Source organism: Cupriavidus alkaliphilus (genome assembly GCF_900094595.1).
Lineage (GTDB): Bacteria > Pseudomonadota > Gammaproteobacteria > Burkholderiales > Burkholderiaceae > Cupriavidus > Cupriavidus alkaliphilus.
Window position 1 is genome coordinate 316,405 of record NZ_FMAD01000003.1, and the last position, 15,365, is coordinate 331,769.

14 protein-coding genes and 1 tRNA gene are annotated in these 15,365 nt (G+C 67.7%); 6 read left to right on the forward strand and 9 right to left on the reverse strand.

Features of this window, described 5'->3' with window-relative positions:
* Positions 1-21: 21 nt before the first annotated feature.
* Together argA and GA0116996_RS08085 are read left to right on the forward strand one after the other, a co-directional pair.
* On the forward strand, positions 22-1,494 hold the full coding sequence (gene argA / locus GA0116996_RS08080) for an amino-acid N-acetyltransferase (protein ID WP_092309206.1): 1,473 nt from the start codon (positions 22-24) through the stop codon (positions 1,492-1,494).
* A gap of 98 nt (positions 1,495-1,592) precedes the next feature.
* Positions 1,593-1,865, forward strand: a complete 273-nt coding sequence (locus GA0116996_RS08085) for an oxidative damage protection protein (RefSeq protein WP_012353145.1) — start codon at positions 1,593-1,595, stop codon at positions 1,863-1,865.
* An 83-nt stretch (positions 1,866-1,948) separates the two neighbouring features.
* Here GA0116996_RS08085 and rpiA read toward each other — a convergent pair whose 3' ends face one another.
* Positions 1,949-2,635, reverse strand: a complete 687-nt coding sequence (rpiA, locus tag GA0116996_RS08090; RefSeq protein WP_092309209.1) for a ribose-5-phosphate isomerase RpiA — start codon at positions 2,633-2,635, stop codon at positions 1,949-1,951.
* Between the two features lie 168 nt (positions 2,636-2,803).
* Between rpiA and tal the strand changes: the two genes are divergently transcribed.
* Entirely contained in the window at positions 2,804-3,763 is a 960-nt protein-coding gene (gene tal, locus GA0116996_RS08095; protein WP_092309212.1) for a transaldolase, read from the forward strand.
* A 33-nt stretch (positions 3,764-3,796) separates the two neighbouring features.
* On the opposite strand, the gene GA0116996_RS08100 is transcribed toward tal, so the two are convergent.
* The 3 genes from GA0116996_RS08100 to rnr form a co-directional block, all read right to left on the reverse strand.
* Positions 3,797-4,564 carry an SIR2 family NAD-dependent protein deacylase gene (locus GA0116996_RS08100; protein WP_092309214.1) on the reverse strand — a complete coding sequence of 256 codons (768 nt, stop codon included), beginning with the start codon at positions 4,562-4,564 and terminating at the stop codon, positions 3,797-3,799.
* Positions 4,565-4,568: 4 nt separating this feature from the next.
* Positions 4,569-5,312 carry a 23S rRNA (guanosine(2251)-2'-O)-methyltransferase RlmB gene (rlmB, locus tag GA0116996_RS08105; RefSeq protein ID WP_012353149.1) on the reverse strand — a complete coding sequence of 248 codons (744 nt, stop codon included), beginning with the start codon at positions 5,310-5,312 and terminating at the stop codon, positions 4,569-4,571.
* A 79-nt stretch (positions 5,313-5,391) separates the two neighbouring features.
* Positions 5,392-7,986, reverse strand: coding sequence for a ribonuclease R (rnr, locus tag GA0116996_RS08110; RefSeq protein ID WP_092309217.1), 2,595 nt, complete (start codon positions 7,984-7,986; stop codon positions 5,392-5,394).
* Positions 7,987-8,056: 70 nt separating this feature from the next.
* Between rnr and GA0116996_RS08115 the strand changes: the two genes are divergently transcribed.
* The 3 genes from GA0116996_RS08115 to GA0116996_RS08125 all read left to right on the forward strand — a co-directional run bounded on the left by GA0116996_RS08115 (position 8,057) and on the right by GA0116996_RS08125 (position 9,596).
* Positions 8,057-8,143 (forward strand) — tRNA-Leu (locus GA0116996_RS08115).
* 342 nt (positions 8,144-8,485) lie between these two features.
* Positions 8,486-8,920, forward strand: coding sequence for an Rrf2 family transcriptional regulator (locus GA0116996_RS08120; protein WP_092309220.1), 435 nt, complete (start codon positions 8,486-8,488; stop codon positions 8,918-8,920).
* 64 nt (positions 8,921-8,984) lie between these two features.
* Entirely contained in the window at positions 8,985-9,596 is a 612-nt protein-coding gene (locus tag GA0116996_RS08125) for an NAD(P)-dependent oxidoreductase (protein WP_092309223.1), read from the forward strand.
* A gap of 11 nt (positions 9,597-9,607) precedes the next feature.
* Here GA0116996_RS08125 and GA0116996_RS08130 read toward each other — a convergent pair whose 3' ends face one another.
* The 5 genes from GA0116996_RS08130 to hflK all read right to left on the reverse strand — a co-directional run bounded on the left by GA0116996_RS08130 (position 9,608) and on the right by hflK (position 15,345).
* A complete protein-coding gene (locus GA0116996_RS08130) occupies positions 9,608-10,177 on the reverse strand; it encodes a phosphoribosyltransferase (protein WP_092309225.1) in 570 nt (189 codons plus the stop codon).
* Positions 10,178-10,303: 126 nt separating this feature from the next.
* Positions 10,304-11,644 (reverse strand): adenylosuccinate synthase, encoded by a 1,341-nt coding sequence (locus GA0116996_RS08135; protein ID WP_092309228.1) that lies wholly within the window; start codon positions 11,642-11,644, stop codon positions 10,304-10,306.
* A gap of 85 nt (positions 11,645-11,729) precedes the next feature.
* Positions 11,730-12,881, reverse strand: a complete 1,152-nt coding sequence (locus tag GA0116996_RS08140; RefSeq protein ID WP_092309231.1) for an ATP phosphoribosyltransferase regulatory subunit — start codon at positions 12,879-12,881, stop codon at positions 11,730-11,732.
* A 186-nt stretch (positions 12,882-13,067) separates the two neighbouring features.
* A complete protein-coding gene (hflC, locus tag GA0116996_RS08145; RefSeq protein ID WP_092309234.1) occupies positions 13,068-13,976 on the reverse strand; it encodes a protease modulator HflC in 909 nt (302 codons plus the stop codon).
* Between the two features lie 10 nt (positions 13,977-13,986).
* On the reverse strand, positions 13,987-15,345 hold the full coding sequence (gene hflK, locus GA0116996_RS08150) for an FtsH protease activity modulator HflK (RefSeq protein ID WP_092309237.1): 1,359 nt from the start codon (positions 15,343-15,345) through the stop codon (positions 13,987-13,989).
* Positions 15,346-15,365 lie beyond the last annotated feature (20 nt).

A 15,365-nucleotide genomic window follows, 5' to 3' on the forward strand; every position in this document is an offset into this window, starting at 1 on the left:
GCCGGGATTATAATCCGCGGCATGAACGCCAGAACCGACACGCCGCAGACGGCGCCCGCCTCCGCTCCCGCTGCCCCCACCGCCCCGGCCGCGCCGGCGCAGGCGGAGCCACCCGCCGCGGCCGAGCTCCCCGCCCCCGCCCCGACCTCGCCCGTGCCGGTCACGGCCGATCCCGATCGAAGCGGTCCCGACCACCAGCAGTTCGTCGACTGGCTGCGCATGGTGGCGCCGTATATCCATGCCTTCCGCGGCAAGACCTTCGTGATCGCCTTCGCCGGCGAACTGGTCAAGTCGGGCGTGCTGAATGCGCTGGTCAATGACGTCGCGCTGCTGCACGCGATGGGCATGCAGATCGTGCTGGTGCACGGCTCGCGTCCGCAGGTGGAAGAGCAGCTGGCGCTGCGCCATGTCGAGTCGCAGTTCGTCGACGGCGTGCGCGTCACCGACAACGCCGCGCTCGAATGCGCCAAGGAAGCCGCCGGCGAACTGCGCCTGGACATCGAGGCCGCGTTCAGCCAGGGCCTGCCCAACACGCCGATGGCGGGCGCCCAGCTGTCGGTGATCTCCGGCAATTTCGTCACCGCGCGCCCGGTCGGCATCGTCAACGGCACCGATTACCAGCACACCGGGCTGGTGCGCAAGATCGACGCCGAATCCGTGCGCATGTCGCTGTCGCACGGCAAGGTGGTGCTGCTGTCGCCACTGGGCTTCTCGCCCACGGGCCAGGCCTTCAACCTGTCGATGGAAGACGTGGCCAGCGCCACCGCCACCGCGCTCAAGGCCGACAAGCTGATCTTCATTACCGAGGTGCCGGGCGTGCCCGACCCGGTCGGCAAGATGATGCAGGAAATGTCGCTGCGCACCGCGGTGGAGCGGCTGCAGAACAACCACCTGCCTCCCGACGTCGCCAACTACCTGCAGCACCTGGTCAAGGCGCTCAAGGGCGGCGTGCCGCGCGCGCACCTGATTCCCTACTCGCTCGACGGCGCGGTGCTGCTGGAACTGTTCCTGCACGACGGCGTCGGCACCATGCTGTCCGACACCGACCTGGAAAGCCTGCGCGAGGCCACGCTGGACGACGTCGGCGGCATCGTGCAGCTGATCGCCCCGCTGGAGCAGGACGGCACGCTGGTGCCGCGCGGGCGCCACCTGATCGAGCGCGATATCGGCAACTTCTCGGTGATCGAGCACGATGGCGTGCTGTTCGGCTGTGCCGCGCTGTACGACTATCCGCGCGAGAACATGGGTGAGATGGCGTGCCTGACGGTGTCGCCCGAGGCCCAGGGCACCGGCGACGGCGAGCGCCTGCTCAAGCGCATCGAGCGCCGCGCCCGCGCGCTCGGGCTGGAGCGCCTGTTCGTGCTCACCACCCGGACCGAGCACTGGTTCCTCAAGCGTGGTTTCGTCCACGCCAACGTCGACGACCTGCCCGAGGACAAGCGCAAGCTCTACAACTGGCAGCGCAAGTCGATGGTGCTGATGAAAAAGCTGTGACGGCGTAGGGACAATCGCCGCCGCGCCGCGGCCCCTCGCCCTGCTTGGCTACAATAGCGCCAGCGCCGAAGCTCTCACGAACATACCAAGGAGTCCCCATGGCCCGCACGGTCCATTGCATCAAGCTGAACAAGGAAGCCGAAGGTCTCGACTTCCCGCCGCTGCCCGGCGAACTGGGCAAGAAGATCTGGCAGAGCGTGTCCAAGGAAGCCTGGGCCGGCTGGCTCAAGCACCAGACCATGCTGATCAACGAAAACCGCCTGAACATGGCCGATGCGCGTGCGCGCCAGTACCTGCTCAAGCAGACCGAGAAGTACTTCTTCGGCGAAGGCGCCGACCAGGCCCAGGGCTACGTGCCGCCGCAGTCCTGATCCGGGGCATGCGATCATGAAAAATGGGGTGCGTCGGGCACCCCATTTTGCTTGGTGGCAAACGCCGGCGCCGTGGCGCGCGTTCAGTAGTCCGTGCGCTGCACGCCGTCGCCGGTGCCGAGCAGCAGCACGTCGGCGCCGCGCAGCGCGAACAGGCCCACCGTGACCACGCCGGGCACCTGGTTGACGGTCTGCTCCAGGCCCCGCGGATCGTCGATCTTCAGGCCGGCCACGTCGAGGATCACATTGCCGTTGTCGGTCTTGTAGATGCCGCCTTCCTTGGTCATGCGCAGGCGCGGCTGGCCGCCCAGGGACTGCAGCTTGCGTGCCACCGCGGCACGTGCCATCGGCACCACCTCGACCGGCAGCGGGAAGGCGCCCATGGTCTGCACCAGCTTGCTGCCGTCGGCGATGCAGACAAAGCGCCTGGCCACCGAAGCGACGATCTTCTCGCGCGTCAGCGCCCCGCCGCCGCCCTTGACCATGGCACCGCTGGCATCGATCTCGTCGGCGCCGTCGACATACACCGGGATCTCGTCGACCTCGTTCAGGTCCAGCACCTTGAAGCCGTGCTGCTGCAGGCGCCGCGTGGAAGCCTCGGAGCTGGACACCGCACCCGCGAAGCGCTCCTTGAACGCCGCCACGGCGTCGATGAAGAGGTTGGCGGTAGAGCCGGTGCCCACGCCGAGCACGGCTCCTTCGGGCACTTCCTGCTTCACGTAGTCGGCGGCGGCTTGCGCGACCAGCGCCTTGAGTTCATCCTGAGTCATGACAACAGCCAGATTGCGTTGGGGAAAGGCGTAGTGTAGCGGATTGCGGTGGCGCGACGCGCGAGCGGCGGCGACCGCGCAGGTACAATGGACCGCACCGGTGCCGCATGCGCCCCTCACAGCCCGCGAACGCTTTTTGCAGACGCTCAAGCAGACGACCTAGCGACCATGAACCAGCTCGAACAACTCAGGCAGTTCACCACGGTGGTGGCCGATACCGGCGACTTCCAGCTGATGAAGCAGTACACGCCGCAGGACGCGACCACCAATCCGTCGCTGATCCTGAAGGCGGTGCAGAAACCCGAATACCGCCACCTGCTGGAGCGCGCGGTGCAGGACCACCACGGCAACGGCGGCGTCGACGCGGTGATGGACGAAGTGCTGATCGCCTTCGGCTGCGAGATCCTGGCGATCGTGCCGGGCCGCGTCTCGACCGAGGTCGACGCCCGCCTGTCGTTCGACACCACCGCCACGGTGAACAAGGCGCGCCACCTGATCCAGCTGTACGAGCAGCGCGGCATCGCGCGCGAGCGCGTGCTGATCAAGATCGCCTCCACCTGGGAAGGCATCCGCGCCGCCGAGATCCTGCAGCGCGACGGCATCCGCTGCAACATGACGCTGCTGTTCTCGCTGGTGCAGGCGGTGGCCTGCGCCGAGGCCGGCGCCCAGCTGATCTCGCCGTTCGTCGGCCGCATCTTCGACTGGTACAAGAAGCAGGCGGGCGAGCAATGGGACGCGGCCGCCAACGGCGGCGACAACGATCCGGGCGTGCGCTCGGTGCGCCAGATCTACGACTACTACAAGAAGTTCGGCTATGCCACCGAGGTGATGGGCGCCAGCTTCCGCAGCACCGCGCAGATCCTGTCGCTGGCCGGATGCGACCTGCTGACCATCAGCCCCGAGCTGCTCGAGCAGCTCGCCGGCGGCGAGGGCGCGGTGGCGCACAAGCTCTCGGTGGACCAGGCCCAGGCCGCCAACATCGCCCGCATCACCGCCGACGAGCCGTCGTTCCGCTGGCAGCTCAACGAAGATGCGATGGCGACGGAAAAGCTGGCCGAAGGCATCCGACTGTTTGCCGCGGATGCGGTCAAGCTGGAAAAGCTGATCGCCGGGCTGGCGCAGCAATAAGCACTGCGGCGTGCCGGCGCGCTGCCCCTCGCCTCAGCCGGCCGATGGCGCCCGCTGCGGCCACAGCCGCGGCAGGCAGGCGCCGGCCGCGGCCGACAGCACGATGTCCGCGGTCTGGTCCAGCGCCGACGGCTGCGGATTGACCACGATCACCGGTGCGCCATGCTCGCGCGCCACGCCCGGCAGCCCCGCGGCCGGGTACACCAGCCCCGAGGTGCCGACCACCAGGCAGAGGTCGCAGGTCTGCGCCGCATGCTCGGCGCGGTAGCGCGCCACGCGCGGCAAATCTTCGCCGAACCACACCACGCCCGGCCGCATCAGCGCGCCGCACAGGTTGCAGTGCGGCGGCATGCCGGGCAGCGCGGTCGCCTCGCTGCAGCGGCCGCAGCCATCGAGCCACTTGTTGGCGAACAGGTTGCCGTGCAACTCGATCACGCCGGCGCTGCCGGCACGCTGGTGCAGGCCGTCGACGTTCTGCGTCACCAGCGTGACCGGTTTCTGCGCGGCCAGCGCCACCAGCGCGTGGTGCGCCGGATTAGGATGTACCGCCGCCACCAGTTCGCGCCGGTGCTGGTACCACTGCCACACCAGCGCCGGCTGGCGGCGGTAGGCGGCCTCGCTGGCCAGCTCTTCCGGATCGAACTGTTCCCACAGCCCCGTCATGGCGTCGCGGAAGGTCGGCACGCCGGACTCGGCGGAAATACCGGCGCCGGTCAGCACGAAGATATTGCTGGCGCCGTCGATCAGCCGACGCGCTTCCTCGAGCCCCGGGAGCGCCGGCAGACTGGAATCGCCGGCCATGGCCTCAGCGCGGCAGGCGCCGCTGGCGCACAGCCTCGTACAGGCACACGCCGCTGGCCACCGACACGTTCAGGCTTTCCACGCCCCCCGCCATCGGGATGCCGACCAGCTCGTCGCAGGTCTCGCGCGTCAGGCGGCGCATGCCCTCGCCTTCGGCGCCCATCACGATCGCGGTGGGTCCCTTGAAATCGATGTCGTACAGCGATTTCTCGGTGCCGTCGGCGGTGCCGATCACCCAGATGCCGCGCTCCTGCAGCTCGCGCAGGGTGCGGGCCAGGTTGGTCACGGTGATATAGGGCACGGTCTCGGCTGCGCCGCTGGCGACCTTTGCCACGGTGGCGTTCAGGCCCACGCTGCGGTCCTTCGGCGCGATCACGGCGTGGGCGCCGGCACCGTCGGCCACGCGCAGGCAGGCGCCCAGGTTGTGGGGATCGGTGACGCCGTCCAGCACCAGCAGCAGCGGCGTGCCTTCGATGCCGTCGAGCAGCTCGTCCAGGTTCAGCGCCAGCGCCACGTCTTCGGCACGCGCCACCACGCCCTGGTGGCGGTCGGTGCCGGCCATGCCGCGCAGGCGCTCGGCATCGACCGGGTGCAGGCGCACGCCCAGGCTTTCGGCCAGGCGCACGAAGTCCTGCATGCGCCGGTCGCGGCGGGCGGATTCGATGTAGATGTCGGACACGCCCTTGGGATCTTGCCGCAGGCGCGCAGTCACGGCGTGAAAGCCGATCAGGAGTTTTTGTTTAGCCATGGGCGCGATTGTACCCGCCCGGGCGCCGTCCCCGCGTGGGGCGGGGACGGCAACCCGACGGCAATCCGACGCCGGTCCGCTAGCGCTTGCGCGGCGTGCGCTTGGCGGCGGTCTTGCCCGCCGGCTTGGCGGGGCGGGCCTTGGAGGCCGGCTTGCGCGGCTTTTCCAGGTGCGCGGGCTTGGGCTTGGCGGCGCGCTTGCCCGGCTTGCCGGTCTTCAGATGCGGCTTGAGCGGCGTGATCACCGCCTCGAACACCGGTTGCTCTTCGATCACCCGGTCCAGGGTCTCGTCGAACGACTCTTCCGGCTTGGACGAGCCGCCCAGCAGCGCCGCCAGCTGGCGTCCCTTCTTGCGTGCCGGCACCGCATGCGCGGCCGGCACGCGCGGCTGGGTCTCGACGCCCGTAACACGCGCGCGCAGCGTTTTCGCCGACGGCTCCTGCACCAGGCGGAAATCGATCTTGCGCGCATCCAGGTCGACGCGCGACACCTGCACGCGCACGCGGTCGGTGAGCCGGTAGCGGATGCCGGTGCGCTCGCCGCGCAGCTCGTTGCGGGCCTCGTCGAACTGGAAGTAATCGCTGCCCAGCTCAGTCACGTGGACCAGGCCTTCCACGTACAGCTCGTCGAGCTGCACGAAGATGCCGAACGAAGTCACGGCGCTGACCGTGCCGGCATAGTCGCTGCCCAGCTTGTCGCGCATGAAGTAGCACTTGAGCCAGGCCTCGACATCGCGCGAGGCCTCGTCGGCGCGCCGTTCGTTGGCCGAGCAGTGCAGCCCCAGCTCGTCCCAGATGGCCTCGTTGCGGCGCGCGCGCGCCGCGGCCAGCTCGGCCTTCTGCTCGGCGTCCTTGGCCTGCAGCCTGCGCGCCTTCGGCGAGATCGCCGTATTCAGCTCGGTGCCGTGGGCAAAGGCCGGCTGGTACTTGGTGTGCGCCAGCACCGCCTTGATGGCGCGGTGCACCAGCAGGTCGGGATAGCGGCGGATCGGGCTTGTGAAGTGCGCGTAGGCCTCGTACGCCAGGCCGAAGTGGCCGATATTGTCGGGGCTGTACACCGCCTGCTGCATCGAGCGCAGCAGCATGGTCTGCAGCATCGGCGCGTCGGGGCGGGACTTGATCTTGTCCATCACCTCGGCGTAGTCCGACGCCTGCGGCTTGTCGCCCCCGCCCAGCGACAGGCCGGCGGTGCGCAGGAAGTCGCGCAGGTTCTTCAGCTTCTCGTCGCTGGGGCCCGCGTGGATGCGGTACAGCGCCGGGTGCTTGAAGCGCTCGAGGAAGTCGGCCGCGCACACGTTGGCGGTCAGCATGCATTCCTCGATCAGCCGGTGCGCATCGTTGCGCGTGCGCGGCAGGATCTGCTCGATCTTGCCCTGGGCATTGCAGACGATGTAGGTCTCGGTGGTGTCGAAGTCGATCGCGCCGCGCGCGCGCCGCGCCTTGAGCAGGACCTGGAACAGTTCATACAGGTTCTGCAGGTGCGGCACCAGCTCGCTGCGCTTGTGCGCCTCGGGGCCCTTGGTGTTGGACAGCACCGCCCAGACCTCGTTGTAGGTCAGCCGCGCGGTCGAATGCATCACAGCCGGGTAGAACTGGTAGCCCTTGAGTTCGCCCTTGGCGGTGATCACGGCATCGCACACCATGCACAGCCGGTCCACCTGCGGATTGAGCGAGCACAGCCCGTTGGACAGCTTCTCCGGCAGCATCGGGATCACGCGCCGCGGAAAATACACCGAGGTGGCGCGGTCGAGCGCGTCGGCATCAAGCGGCGTGCCCGGACGCACGTAGTGCGACACGTCGGCGATCGCCACGATCAGGCGCCAGCCCTTGGCGCGGCCGATCTTGACCGGCTCGCAATAGACCGCGTCGTCGAAGTCGCGCGCGTCTTCGCCGTCGATGGTGACCAGCGGGATGTCGCGCAGGTCGATGCGGTGGTCCAGGTCGGCCTGGCGCACCTCATCGGGCAGCCCGGCGGCTTCCTGGGCGGCCGCCGGCGAGAACTGGTGCGGCACGCCGTACTTGCGCACCGCGATCTCGATCTCCATGCCGGGATCGTCGATGTCGCCGAGCACTTCCACCACGCGGCCCACCGGCTGCACATAGCGGTCGGGGAATTCGGTCAGCTCGACGCTGACCACCTGCCCCACCCGGGCCTTGCCCTGTGCCTTGGGCGGGATCAGGATGTCCTGGCTGATGCGCTTGTCTTCGGGCGCCACCACCAGCACGCCGCCCTCGCTGAGCAGCCGGCCAATGACATAGCGGTTGGCGCGCTCGATGATCTCGACGATCTGGCCCTCGGGGCGCCCGCGCCGGTCGTAGCCCACCACGCGCACCTGCGCGCGGTCGTTGTGCATGGCCTTCTGCAGCTCGCGCTCGGGCAGGAAGATGTCGTCCTCGCCGTCGTCGCGGATCAGGAAGCCGAAGCCGTCGCGGTGGCCCTGCACCCGGCCGGTGACGAAGTTGGGCTGGTGCGCCAGCTCATAGCGGCCCTTGCGGTTGAGCTCGATCTGGCCGTCGCGCTCCATCGCGGCCAGGCGCTTCTGGAAGCCGTCATGCTCCTTGCGCGTGACCGCCAGCGCCTTGGCGATATCGCCTGCCGACTGGGGGGATCCCGACGTTCTCAGCACGCCCAGGATTTCTTCCCGGCTGGGGATCGGATAGTTATTCTGATTCAATTTTTTCTGGAAACTATTTGACAAAATTCTCGCGCTCTCTATAATGAGCGCTTCGGTTGTTTCGACACCTGCCCAGGTGGCGGAATTGGTAGACGCACTAGGTTCAGGTCCTAGCGGTGGCAACACTGTGGAGGTTCGAGTCCTCTCCTGGGCACCAGATCACCGGAAAACCCGCAGCGCTTTCGAGCCCTGCGGGTTTTTTGTTTTTGACGCCTGTTTCGCGCATCAGATCCGGCAACTTGCACTCCTTGCTTGGCGGCACTGCCGCGATGTCATTACCTGCGAGCGTACGGGTTTTTTCCCGTCCGTGAAACCGCGCACCGTACCCTGCGCGGCAGCCGCACCACAAGGTTACGGCAATGTCGGGGAGTGTAACAGCTTCAGTGGCGATTCCGGCATTCTGCGGCCAGTGCAAACCATTTCGCCGCCACCGCTTCACGCCGACGCTTGACCGCACCTCAATGTGTAACTATCATGGTTTCACATCGTACCCGACATCATGAGCACAAGCAGCCGGTTTGCCGTAGCCGTCCATATCCTCACCCTGCTGGCCAGTTCCGCCGAGCCGTTGCCGTCGTCGCTGATCGCCGGCAGCGTCGGCACCAATCCGGCGCTGATCCGGCGCCTGGTCGGCCAGCTGGCTGAAGCGGGCCTGGTGGCCACCACCATGGGCAGCACCGGCGGCGCCACGCTGGCGCGTCCGGCCGCGTCGATCACGCTGCTGGAGGTATTCCGCGTGGTCGAAACCACCGCGCTGATCACGCTGCACCAGAGTGCGCCCAATCCGGCCTGCCTGGTCGGGCGCGAGATCACCGGTGCGCTGCGCAAGGTCGCCGACCGCGCGCAGGCGGCCATGGACGAGACCCTGGCCGGCACCACCATCGCCAGCATGCTTGCCGATGTCGAGCGCGGCAGCCAGCGCCGCAAGCGCTGAATTTTTTTACCTCGATGTGTAACCACATCAGTTTCATATCCACTGACTGAACCAAGGAGTGACCATGAAGATCGCCATCATTGGAGCCACCGGCCGCGTTGGCACGCGCCTGACCGACGAAGCCGTGCGCCGCGGCCACCAGGTGACCGCCATCGCGCGCCAGGCCAGCCGTTTGCCGGCGCGCGCAGGCGTGACCGGCAAGGATGTGGATGCGACCGACAGCGCAGCACTGAGCGCCGCCCTCGCCGGCCATGATGCCGTCATCAGCACCGCGCGCTTCGCGCAGCTGAACGCACAGCAGGTGACCACGGCGGTGCGCCAGGCTGGCGTGCCGCGACTGCTGGTGGTGGGCGGTGCCGGCAGCCTCCATGTCGGGCCGGGCGTGCAACTGGTCGACACCCCGGACTTTCCCGACGCCTACAGGGCCGAGGCGCTGGCGGGGCGCGACTTCCTGAACGCGCTGCGTAGCGAGCAGCAGATCGACTGGACCTTCCTGTCGCCGTCCGCGCTGTTCGAGCCCGGCGCGCGCACCGGCCATTTCCGCGTGGGCCAGGAAGACCTGCTGAGCGACGCAGCAGGCAAGAGCTGGATCTCGATGGAAGACTATGCCATCGCGATGCTCGATGAAATCGAGCAGCCGGCGCATTCGCGCCAGCGCTTCACGGTAGGCTACTGAGCCGGGCGCGCTCAGTCGCGAGCGCCGTCGTCCAGCAGGCTGGCGCGCTTGCCGCGCTTGAGCCACGCGGCGAGGTTGTGCGGGCGCAGCGTGTCGTACTCTTCGAACGGCTGGTGGATCCAGGGGTTCGACTCCAGGAAGGTGACGTGGTAGTCCGGCTCCACCTTGGAGCAGGCCTTGTACCACAGCACCGCCGAGCGCACTTCGGTCACCGCCGGGTAGCGTTCCTTGAGGTGGCGGCCCACGCGCTCGAGCGTGATGCCCGAGTCCACCAGGTCGTCGACCAGCAGGATCTTGCCGCTCAGCTCGCCCCGGGTCATGGTGATGTACTGCGCGATGTCGAGGTCGCCCTGCTGCGTGCCGGCGGCCTCGCGGTAGCTGCTGGTCGCCAGGATGGCCAGCGGCACGTCGAAGATGCGCGACATCTGGTCGCCGACGCGCAGCCCGCCGCGCGCGAGGCACAGGATCTTGTCGAACTTCCAGCCCGACTCATGCACGTTCAGCGACAGGCGTGCGATCAGGCGATGGTATTCGTCCCAGGAGACCCACAGGTTCTCGTCATCGTTGGTAGGCAGGTTCATCGTTTTACTCGTGATATCGTGCGGTCGCTTGACCGTATATGGCTCGGCCCGCTTGCGCGGGCCGATTTATTTCTGGCAGGCCGCGGCGCTCGTGGCGCGGCGGCCCTGCGGGTAGTGCGCAGGCGCTCAGGCCTTGTACGGATGGCGCAGCAGGATGGTCTCGTCGCGGTCCGGGCCGGTCGAGATCATGTCGATCGGGATGCCGACCACTTCTTCCACGCGCTTCAGGTAGACACGGGCCTGCTCGGGCAGGGCGTCCCACGTCTTCACGCCGAAGGTGGACTCGTTCCAGCCCGGGAATTCCTCGTAGACCGGCTCGCAGCGCGCCACGGCATCCGAACCGCGCGGCAGGATGTCGACGGTCTTGCCATCGAGCGTGTAGCCGACGCACAGCTTGATGCTTTCGAGGCCGTCGAGCACGTCCAGCTTGGTCATGCACAGGCCCGACACGCCGTTGATCTGCACCGAGCGCTTGAGCGCGGCCGCATCCAGCCAGCCGGTGCGGCGCGGACGGCCGGTGACCGAGCCGAACTCCTTGCCGACATTGGCCAGGCGCACGCCCACCGCATCCTGGCGCGAGGGGTTGTCGTTGTCGTACAGCTCGCTCGGGAACGGGCCGGCACCCACGCGGGTGCAGTAGGCCTTGGTGATGCCGAGGATGTAGTTCAGGCGGCCCGGGCCCACGCCCGCGCCGGCGGCTGCGGCACCGGCCACGCAGTTGCTCGAGGTGACGAACGGATAGGTGCCGTGGTCGACGTCGAGCAGCGTGCCCTGCGCGCCTTCGAACATCAGGTTGCCGCCGTCGGCGTTGACCGCGTACAGCTCGGCCGATACGTCGGCGACCATCGGTGCCAGGCGCGGTGCGTAGGCCAGCGCTTCGTCCAGGGTCTGCTGGAAGTCGACGGCTTCGGCGCCCAGGTACTGGGTCAGCATGAAGTTGTGGAAGTCCAGGTTCTCGCGCAGGCGTTCGGCGAACTGCTGCGGGTCGAACAGGTCCTGCACGCGCAGCGCGCGACGTGCCACCTTGTCTTCATAGGCCGGACCGATGCCGCGACCGGTGGTGCCGATCTTGGCGGCACCGCGGCGCGCTTCGCGCGCCTTGTCGATGGCGACGTGGTACGGCAGGATCAGCGTGGCCGCTTCGGAAATGCGCAGGCGGCTCTGCACCTGCAGGCCGGCGCCTTCGAGTTCTTCGATTTCACGGAACAAAGCTTCGGGCGACAGCACCACACCGTTGCCGATGTAGCAGACCGTGCCGGCGCGCATGATGCCCGAGGGGATCAGCCGGAGAATGGTCTTCTTGCCGCCGATGATCAGCGTGTGGCCAGCGTTGTGGCCACCCTGGAACCGCACCACGCCCTTTGCATGGTCGGTAAGCCAATCGACGATTTTTCCTTTGCCTTCGTCACCCCACTGGGTGCCGATCACGACGACATTGCGTCCCTGGCCTACTGCGGATGCGGACATATTGCTTTGGTCAATAGGTTAAAAACGTATTCTACTCTTGTTGCCGGGCGATTCCGGGTTTTTGGGCCGCCGCGGCGTCGATGCGTCAGCGCGGCACCACGGCCCAGCCGCCGTCCTTGCGTACCAGCTGCCGGTCGCAGTTGAATTCGTCGAGCTCGTGGGTATGGCCGGGCAACGACTGGATCACGATCTCGCCGCCGGCGCGCAGCGCGGCAATCGCGGCACGAAGTGCCGGGTCCGCATCCCAGGGGGCAAAAATGGCCAGTGCACGCACCTCGACGGGTGACAGTGCCGCCACTTCACGCAGATCCAGCGAGAAACCCGTGGCCGGGCGGGCGCGGCCGAAGGCCTCCCCCACCTTGTCGTAGCGGCCGCCCCGTGCCACGTAGTTGGGCAACCCCGCCACATAAGCCGCGAACATCACGCCACTGTGGTAGTGGTATCCGCGCAAATCCGACAGGTCGATATTGACGCTGGCGCCACGCACCTGCACCGCCAGCGCCGCCAGCTCATCCAGCGCGCGGCCGATGGCCGGGCTGGCCGGCAGCGTCGCGCGGGCGCGCTCGATCACCTCGACGCCACCGTACAGCGTCGGCAGCGCCAGCAGCGCGTCGCGCTCGGTCTGCGGCATGCCCGCTGTCAGCTCGCGCAAGGCGGGCACGTCCTTGGTTTCCAGCGCGGCGAACAACGCGTCCTCGATCTTGCGGATCGACGGCAGGCCGGCCAGCAACGCTTCGAGGATGCCCGCGTGGCACAGGTCGATACGGATCTCCGACAGGCCCGCCGCCGTCAGGGCGGCCAGCATCAGTTCCTGGATCTCGACGTCGGCTTCCAGGCCGGCGTGACCGTAGATCTCGGCGCCGATCTGGATCGGCTCCCGGGTGGCGTGGAACCCTGCCGGGCGCGCGTGCAGCACGTTGCCGGCGTAGCACAACCGGGTCACGCCCGGGCGGTTCAGCAGGTGGGCATCGATGCGCGCGACCTGCGGCGTGATATCGGCGCGCAGCCCCATGGTGCGTCCCGACAGCTGGTCGACCAGCTTGAGCGTGCGCAGGTCGAGGTCATGGCCGGTGCCGGTCAGCAGCGACTCGAGGTATTCCAGCATCGGCGGCATCACCAGCTCGTAGCCGTAGGTGCGGAACAGGTCCAGCATGCGGCGGCGCAGCTCTTCGATCTTGCGCGCTTCCGACGGCAGCACGTCGGCAATGTTTTCTGGCAGCAGCCAATGGTTGGACATGGTGAATCTCTTCTCAGTCATTCAGTTGCCTGCCGGCGCAGCGCCTGCAGGGACCGGGCCTGGCCCGGCATAACCACGGTGCGGGCATCGCGCGCCCGCGCCATCACTCCGCAGCGACGGCTCCAGCCGGACAAAACCCCGGCAAGCCGGGGTTTCGTCAATTCGCCACGCGGACAAGCGACGGTGCTAGCGCTTGCCTCCGCCGTTCCCCGCGGCCGCGCCTGCGGCGCCGCCGCTGGAACGCATGTAGCGGAAGAACTCGGAATTGGGCTCCAGCACCAGCACGTCGCGCTTGTCGCGGAAGGTGTTGCGGTAGGCCTCCATGCTGCGCCAGAACTGCGCGAACTGGGGATCGCGGCCAAACGCCTCGCCATAGATCTGCGACGCCTTGGCATCGCCCTCGCCCTTGATCATCTGCGCATCGCGGTAGGCCTGGGCCAGCACCACTTCGCGCTGGCGGTCGGCGTCGGCGCGGATCTTCTCGCCCTCGGCGGCGCCGGTGGAGCGCAACTCGTTGGCCACGCGCTTGCGCTCGGCCTCCATGCGGCGATACACCGATTCGCTGATGGCGGGCAGCAGGTCGACGCGCTTCAGGCGCACGTCGAGGATCTCGACGCCGACCGACTTGGCGTACTCGCTCATGCCGTTGCGGATGGACTGCATCACCTGCTCGCGCTCGCCGGCGACCACGTCGGCGACGGTGCGCTTGCCGAACTCTTCGCGCGCCACGGAGTCGATGCGCTGCGTCATGCGGTCCTGCGCGCCGCGCAGGTTGCCGCCAAAGGCGACGAAGAACTTGCGCGGGTCGGTGATGCGCCATTTGACGAACCAGTCCACCACCATGCTCTTCTTCTCGGCGGTCAGGAAGCGCTCGTTGGCGGCGACGTCGATGGTCTGCAGGCGGCGGTCCATGAACACCACGTTCTGGAACGGCGGCGGCAGCTTGAAGTGCAGGCCCGGCTCACGCACCACTTCCTTGATCTGGCCGAAGGCGAACACCACGGCGTACTGGCGCTGGTCGACCACGAACAGCATGGACGAGACCACGGCGAGCAGGATGAAGAAGCCGATGGCGAAGGAAATCAGTCGATTCATGACGGTCTCCTCAGCGCGAGTCGCGGTCGCGGTTGCGCAACGCTTCGCGCGACCGGTTATCCGTCGAGGCGTCCGGCACGGGCGCCGGCGTGCCCGCCGCGCCGGGCTGGCCCGGCTGCGGCGTGGCGCGGCCCTCGGCCTGCGCCATCAGCTTGTCCAGCGGCAGGTAGAGCAGGTTGTTGCCCTGGCGCGCGTCGACCAGCACCTTGGTCGAATTGGTGTAGATCTGCTGCATGGTCTCCACATAGATACGGTCGCGCGTCACCTGCGGCGCCTTGGCGTATTCCGCCTGCACCGAACGGAAGCGCGACGCATCGCCCTCGGCCTGCGCCACCACGCGGGCGCGATAGGCTTCGGACTCTTCCTTCAGGCGCGCCGCGGTACCCTTGGCGCGCGGGATGATGTCGTTGGCGTAGGCCTGGCCTTCGCTGATGGCGCGCTCGCGGTCCTGGCTGGCCTTGTTGACGTCGTCGAATGCGGCCTGCACCTGCTCGGGCGGCTGCACGCTCTGCACGTTCACGGACAGCACGCGGATGCCGGTCTTGTACGCCGACAGGATGGCCTGGATCGACTTGGCCAGCTGCTGTGCAATCTGTTCGCGGTTTTCGTACAGCACCGCGTCCATCTTGTTGCGGCCGACGATCTCGCGCACCGAGGTCTCGGCCGCCTGCGTCACCAGCTCTTCATCGCCACCCCGGTCGGTCTTGTTGAAGAACAGGAATTCGCTGGCGTCCTGGATCACGTACTGCACGGTAAAGCGCACGTCGATGATGTTCTCGTCCTGCGTCAGCATCGACGAGTCTTTCAGGTTGCTGTCCTTGATCGAGGTGGAGCGGCCGACCTCGACCGAGCGCACCGCCGACAGGTTGACCACCTCGGCCGACTGGATCGGCCAGGGCATGCGCCAGTTGATGCCAGGGCCGGTGGAGTATTTGAACTTGCCGAACTGCAGGATTACCGCGGTCTGGCCTTCCTGCACCATGAAGAAGCCGCTGGCCAGCCAAATGCCCACCACCGCGGCCACGATCACGCCGGCGCCGACGCCCGAGCCCTTGCCGGGCGTACGCGGGCCGCCAAAGCCCTGGTTGCCGTTGCCGCCGTTGTCCTTGCGGCCGAGCAGGCCGTTCAGGCGGCGGTTGAAGTCGCGCCACAGTTCGTCCAGGTCGGGCGGGCCGCCATCCTGCTGCGGACGCTGGTTTTGCTGGCGGTTGTCGTCGCGGCCGTCCTTCTTGTCATCGTCCTGCCCATCCCGACCCCAGCGCGGATCGTTCAGCGAGAAGATGGCGCGCAGGCGCTGCCAGCCCGCGCGCAGCGCGAGGCGGCCGCCTGGTGTCAGGCTCGAATCAGCATTCCGGGGAAACTGGGGCATGAAGTGCACGGGTCCGGGGA

Coding starts and splice junctions, on each gene's coding strand:
- argA (WP_092309206.1), top strand. CDS start 22: ATGAACGCCAGAACCGACACGCCGCAGACGGCGCCCGCCTCCGCTCCC.
- rpiA (WP_092309209.1), bottom strand. CDS start 2,635: ATGACTCAGGATGAACTCAAGGCGCTGGTCGCGCAAGCCGCCGCCGAC.
- hflK (WP_092309237.1), bottom strand. CDS start 15,345: ATGCCCCAGTTTCCCCGGAATGCTGATTCGAGCCTGACACCAGGCGGC.
- tal (WP_092309212.1), top strand. CDS start 2,804: ATGAACCAGCTCGAACAACTCAGGCAGTTCACCACGGTGGTGGCCGAT.
- GA0116996_RS08135 (WP_092309228.1), bottom strand. CDS start 11,644: ATGTCCGCATCCGCAGTAGGCCAGGGACGCAATGTCGTCGTGATCGGC.
- rlmB (WP_012353149.1), bottom strand. CDS start 5,312: ATGGCTAAACAAAAACTCCTGATCGGCTTTCACGCCGTGACTGCGCGC.
- GA0116996_RS08085 (WP_012353145.1), top strand. CDS start 1,593: ATGGCCCGCACGGTCCATTGCATCAAGCTGAACAAGGAAGCCGAAGGT.
- GA0116996_RS08125 (WP_092309223.1), top strand. CDS start 8,985: ATGAAGATCGCCATCATTGGAGCCACCGGCCGCGTTGGCACGCGCCTG.
- GA0116996_RS08140 (WP_092309231.1), bottom strand. CDS start 12,881: ATGTCCAACCATTGGCTGCTGCCAGAAAACATTGCCGACGTGCTGCCG.
- GA0116996_RS08120 (WP_092309220.1), top strand. CDS start 8,486: ATGAGCACAAGCAGCCGGTTTGCCGTAGCCGTCCATATCCTCACCCTG.
- GA0116996_RS08130 (WP_092309225.1), bottom strand. CDS start 10,177: ATGAACCTGCCTACCAACGATGACGAGAACCTGTGGGTCTCCTGGGAC.
- GA0116996_RS08100 (WP_092309214.1), bottom strand. CDS start 4,564: ATGGCCGGCGATTCCAGTCTGCCGGCGCTCCCGGGGCTCGAGGAAGCG.
- hflC (WP_092309234.1), bottom strand. CDS start 13,976: ATGAATCGACTGATTTCCTTCGCCATCGGCTTCTTCATCCTGCTCGCC.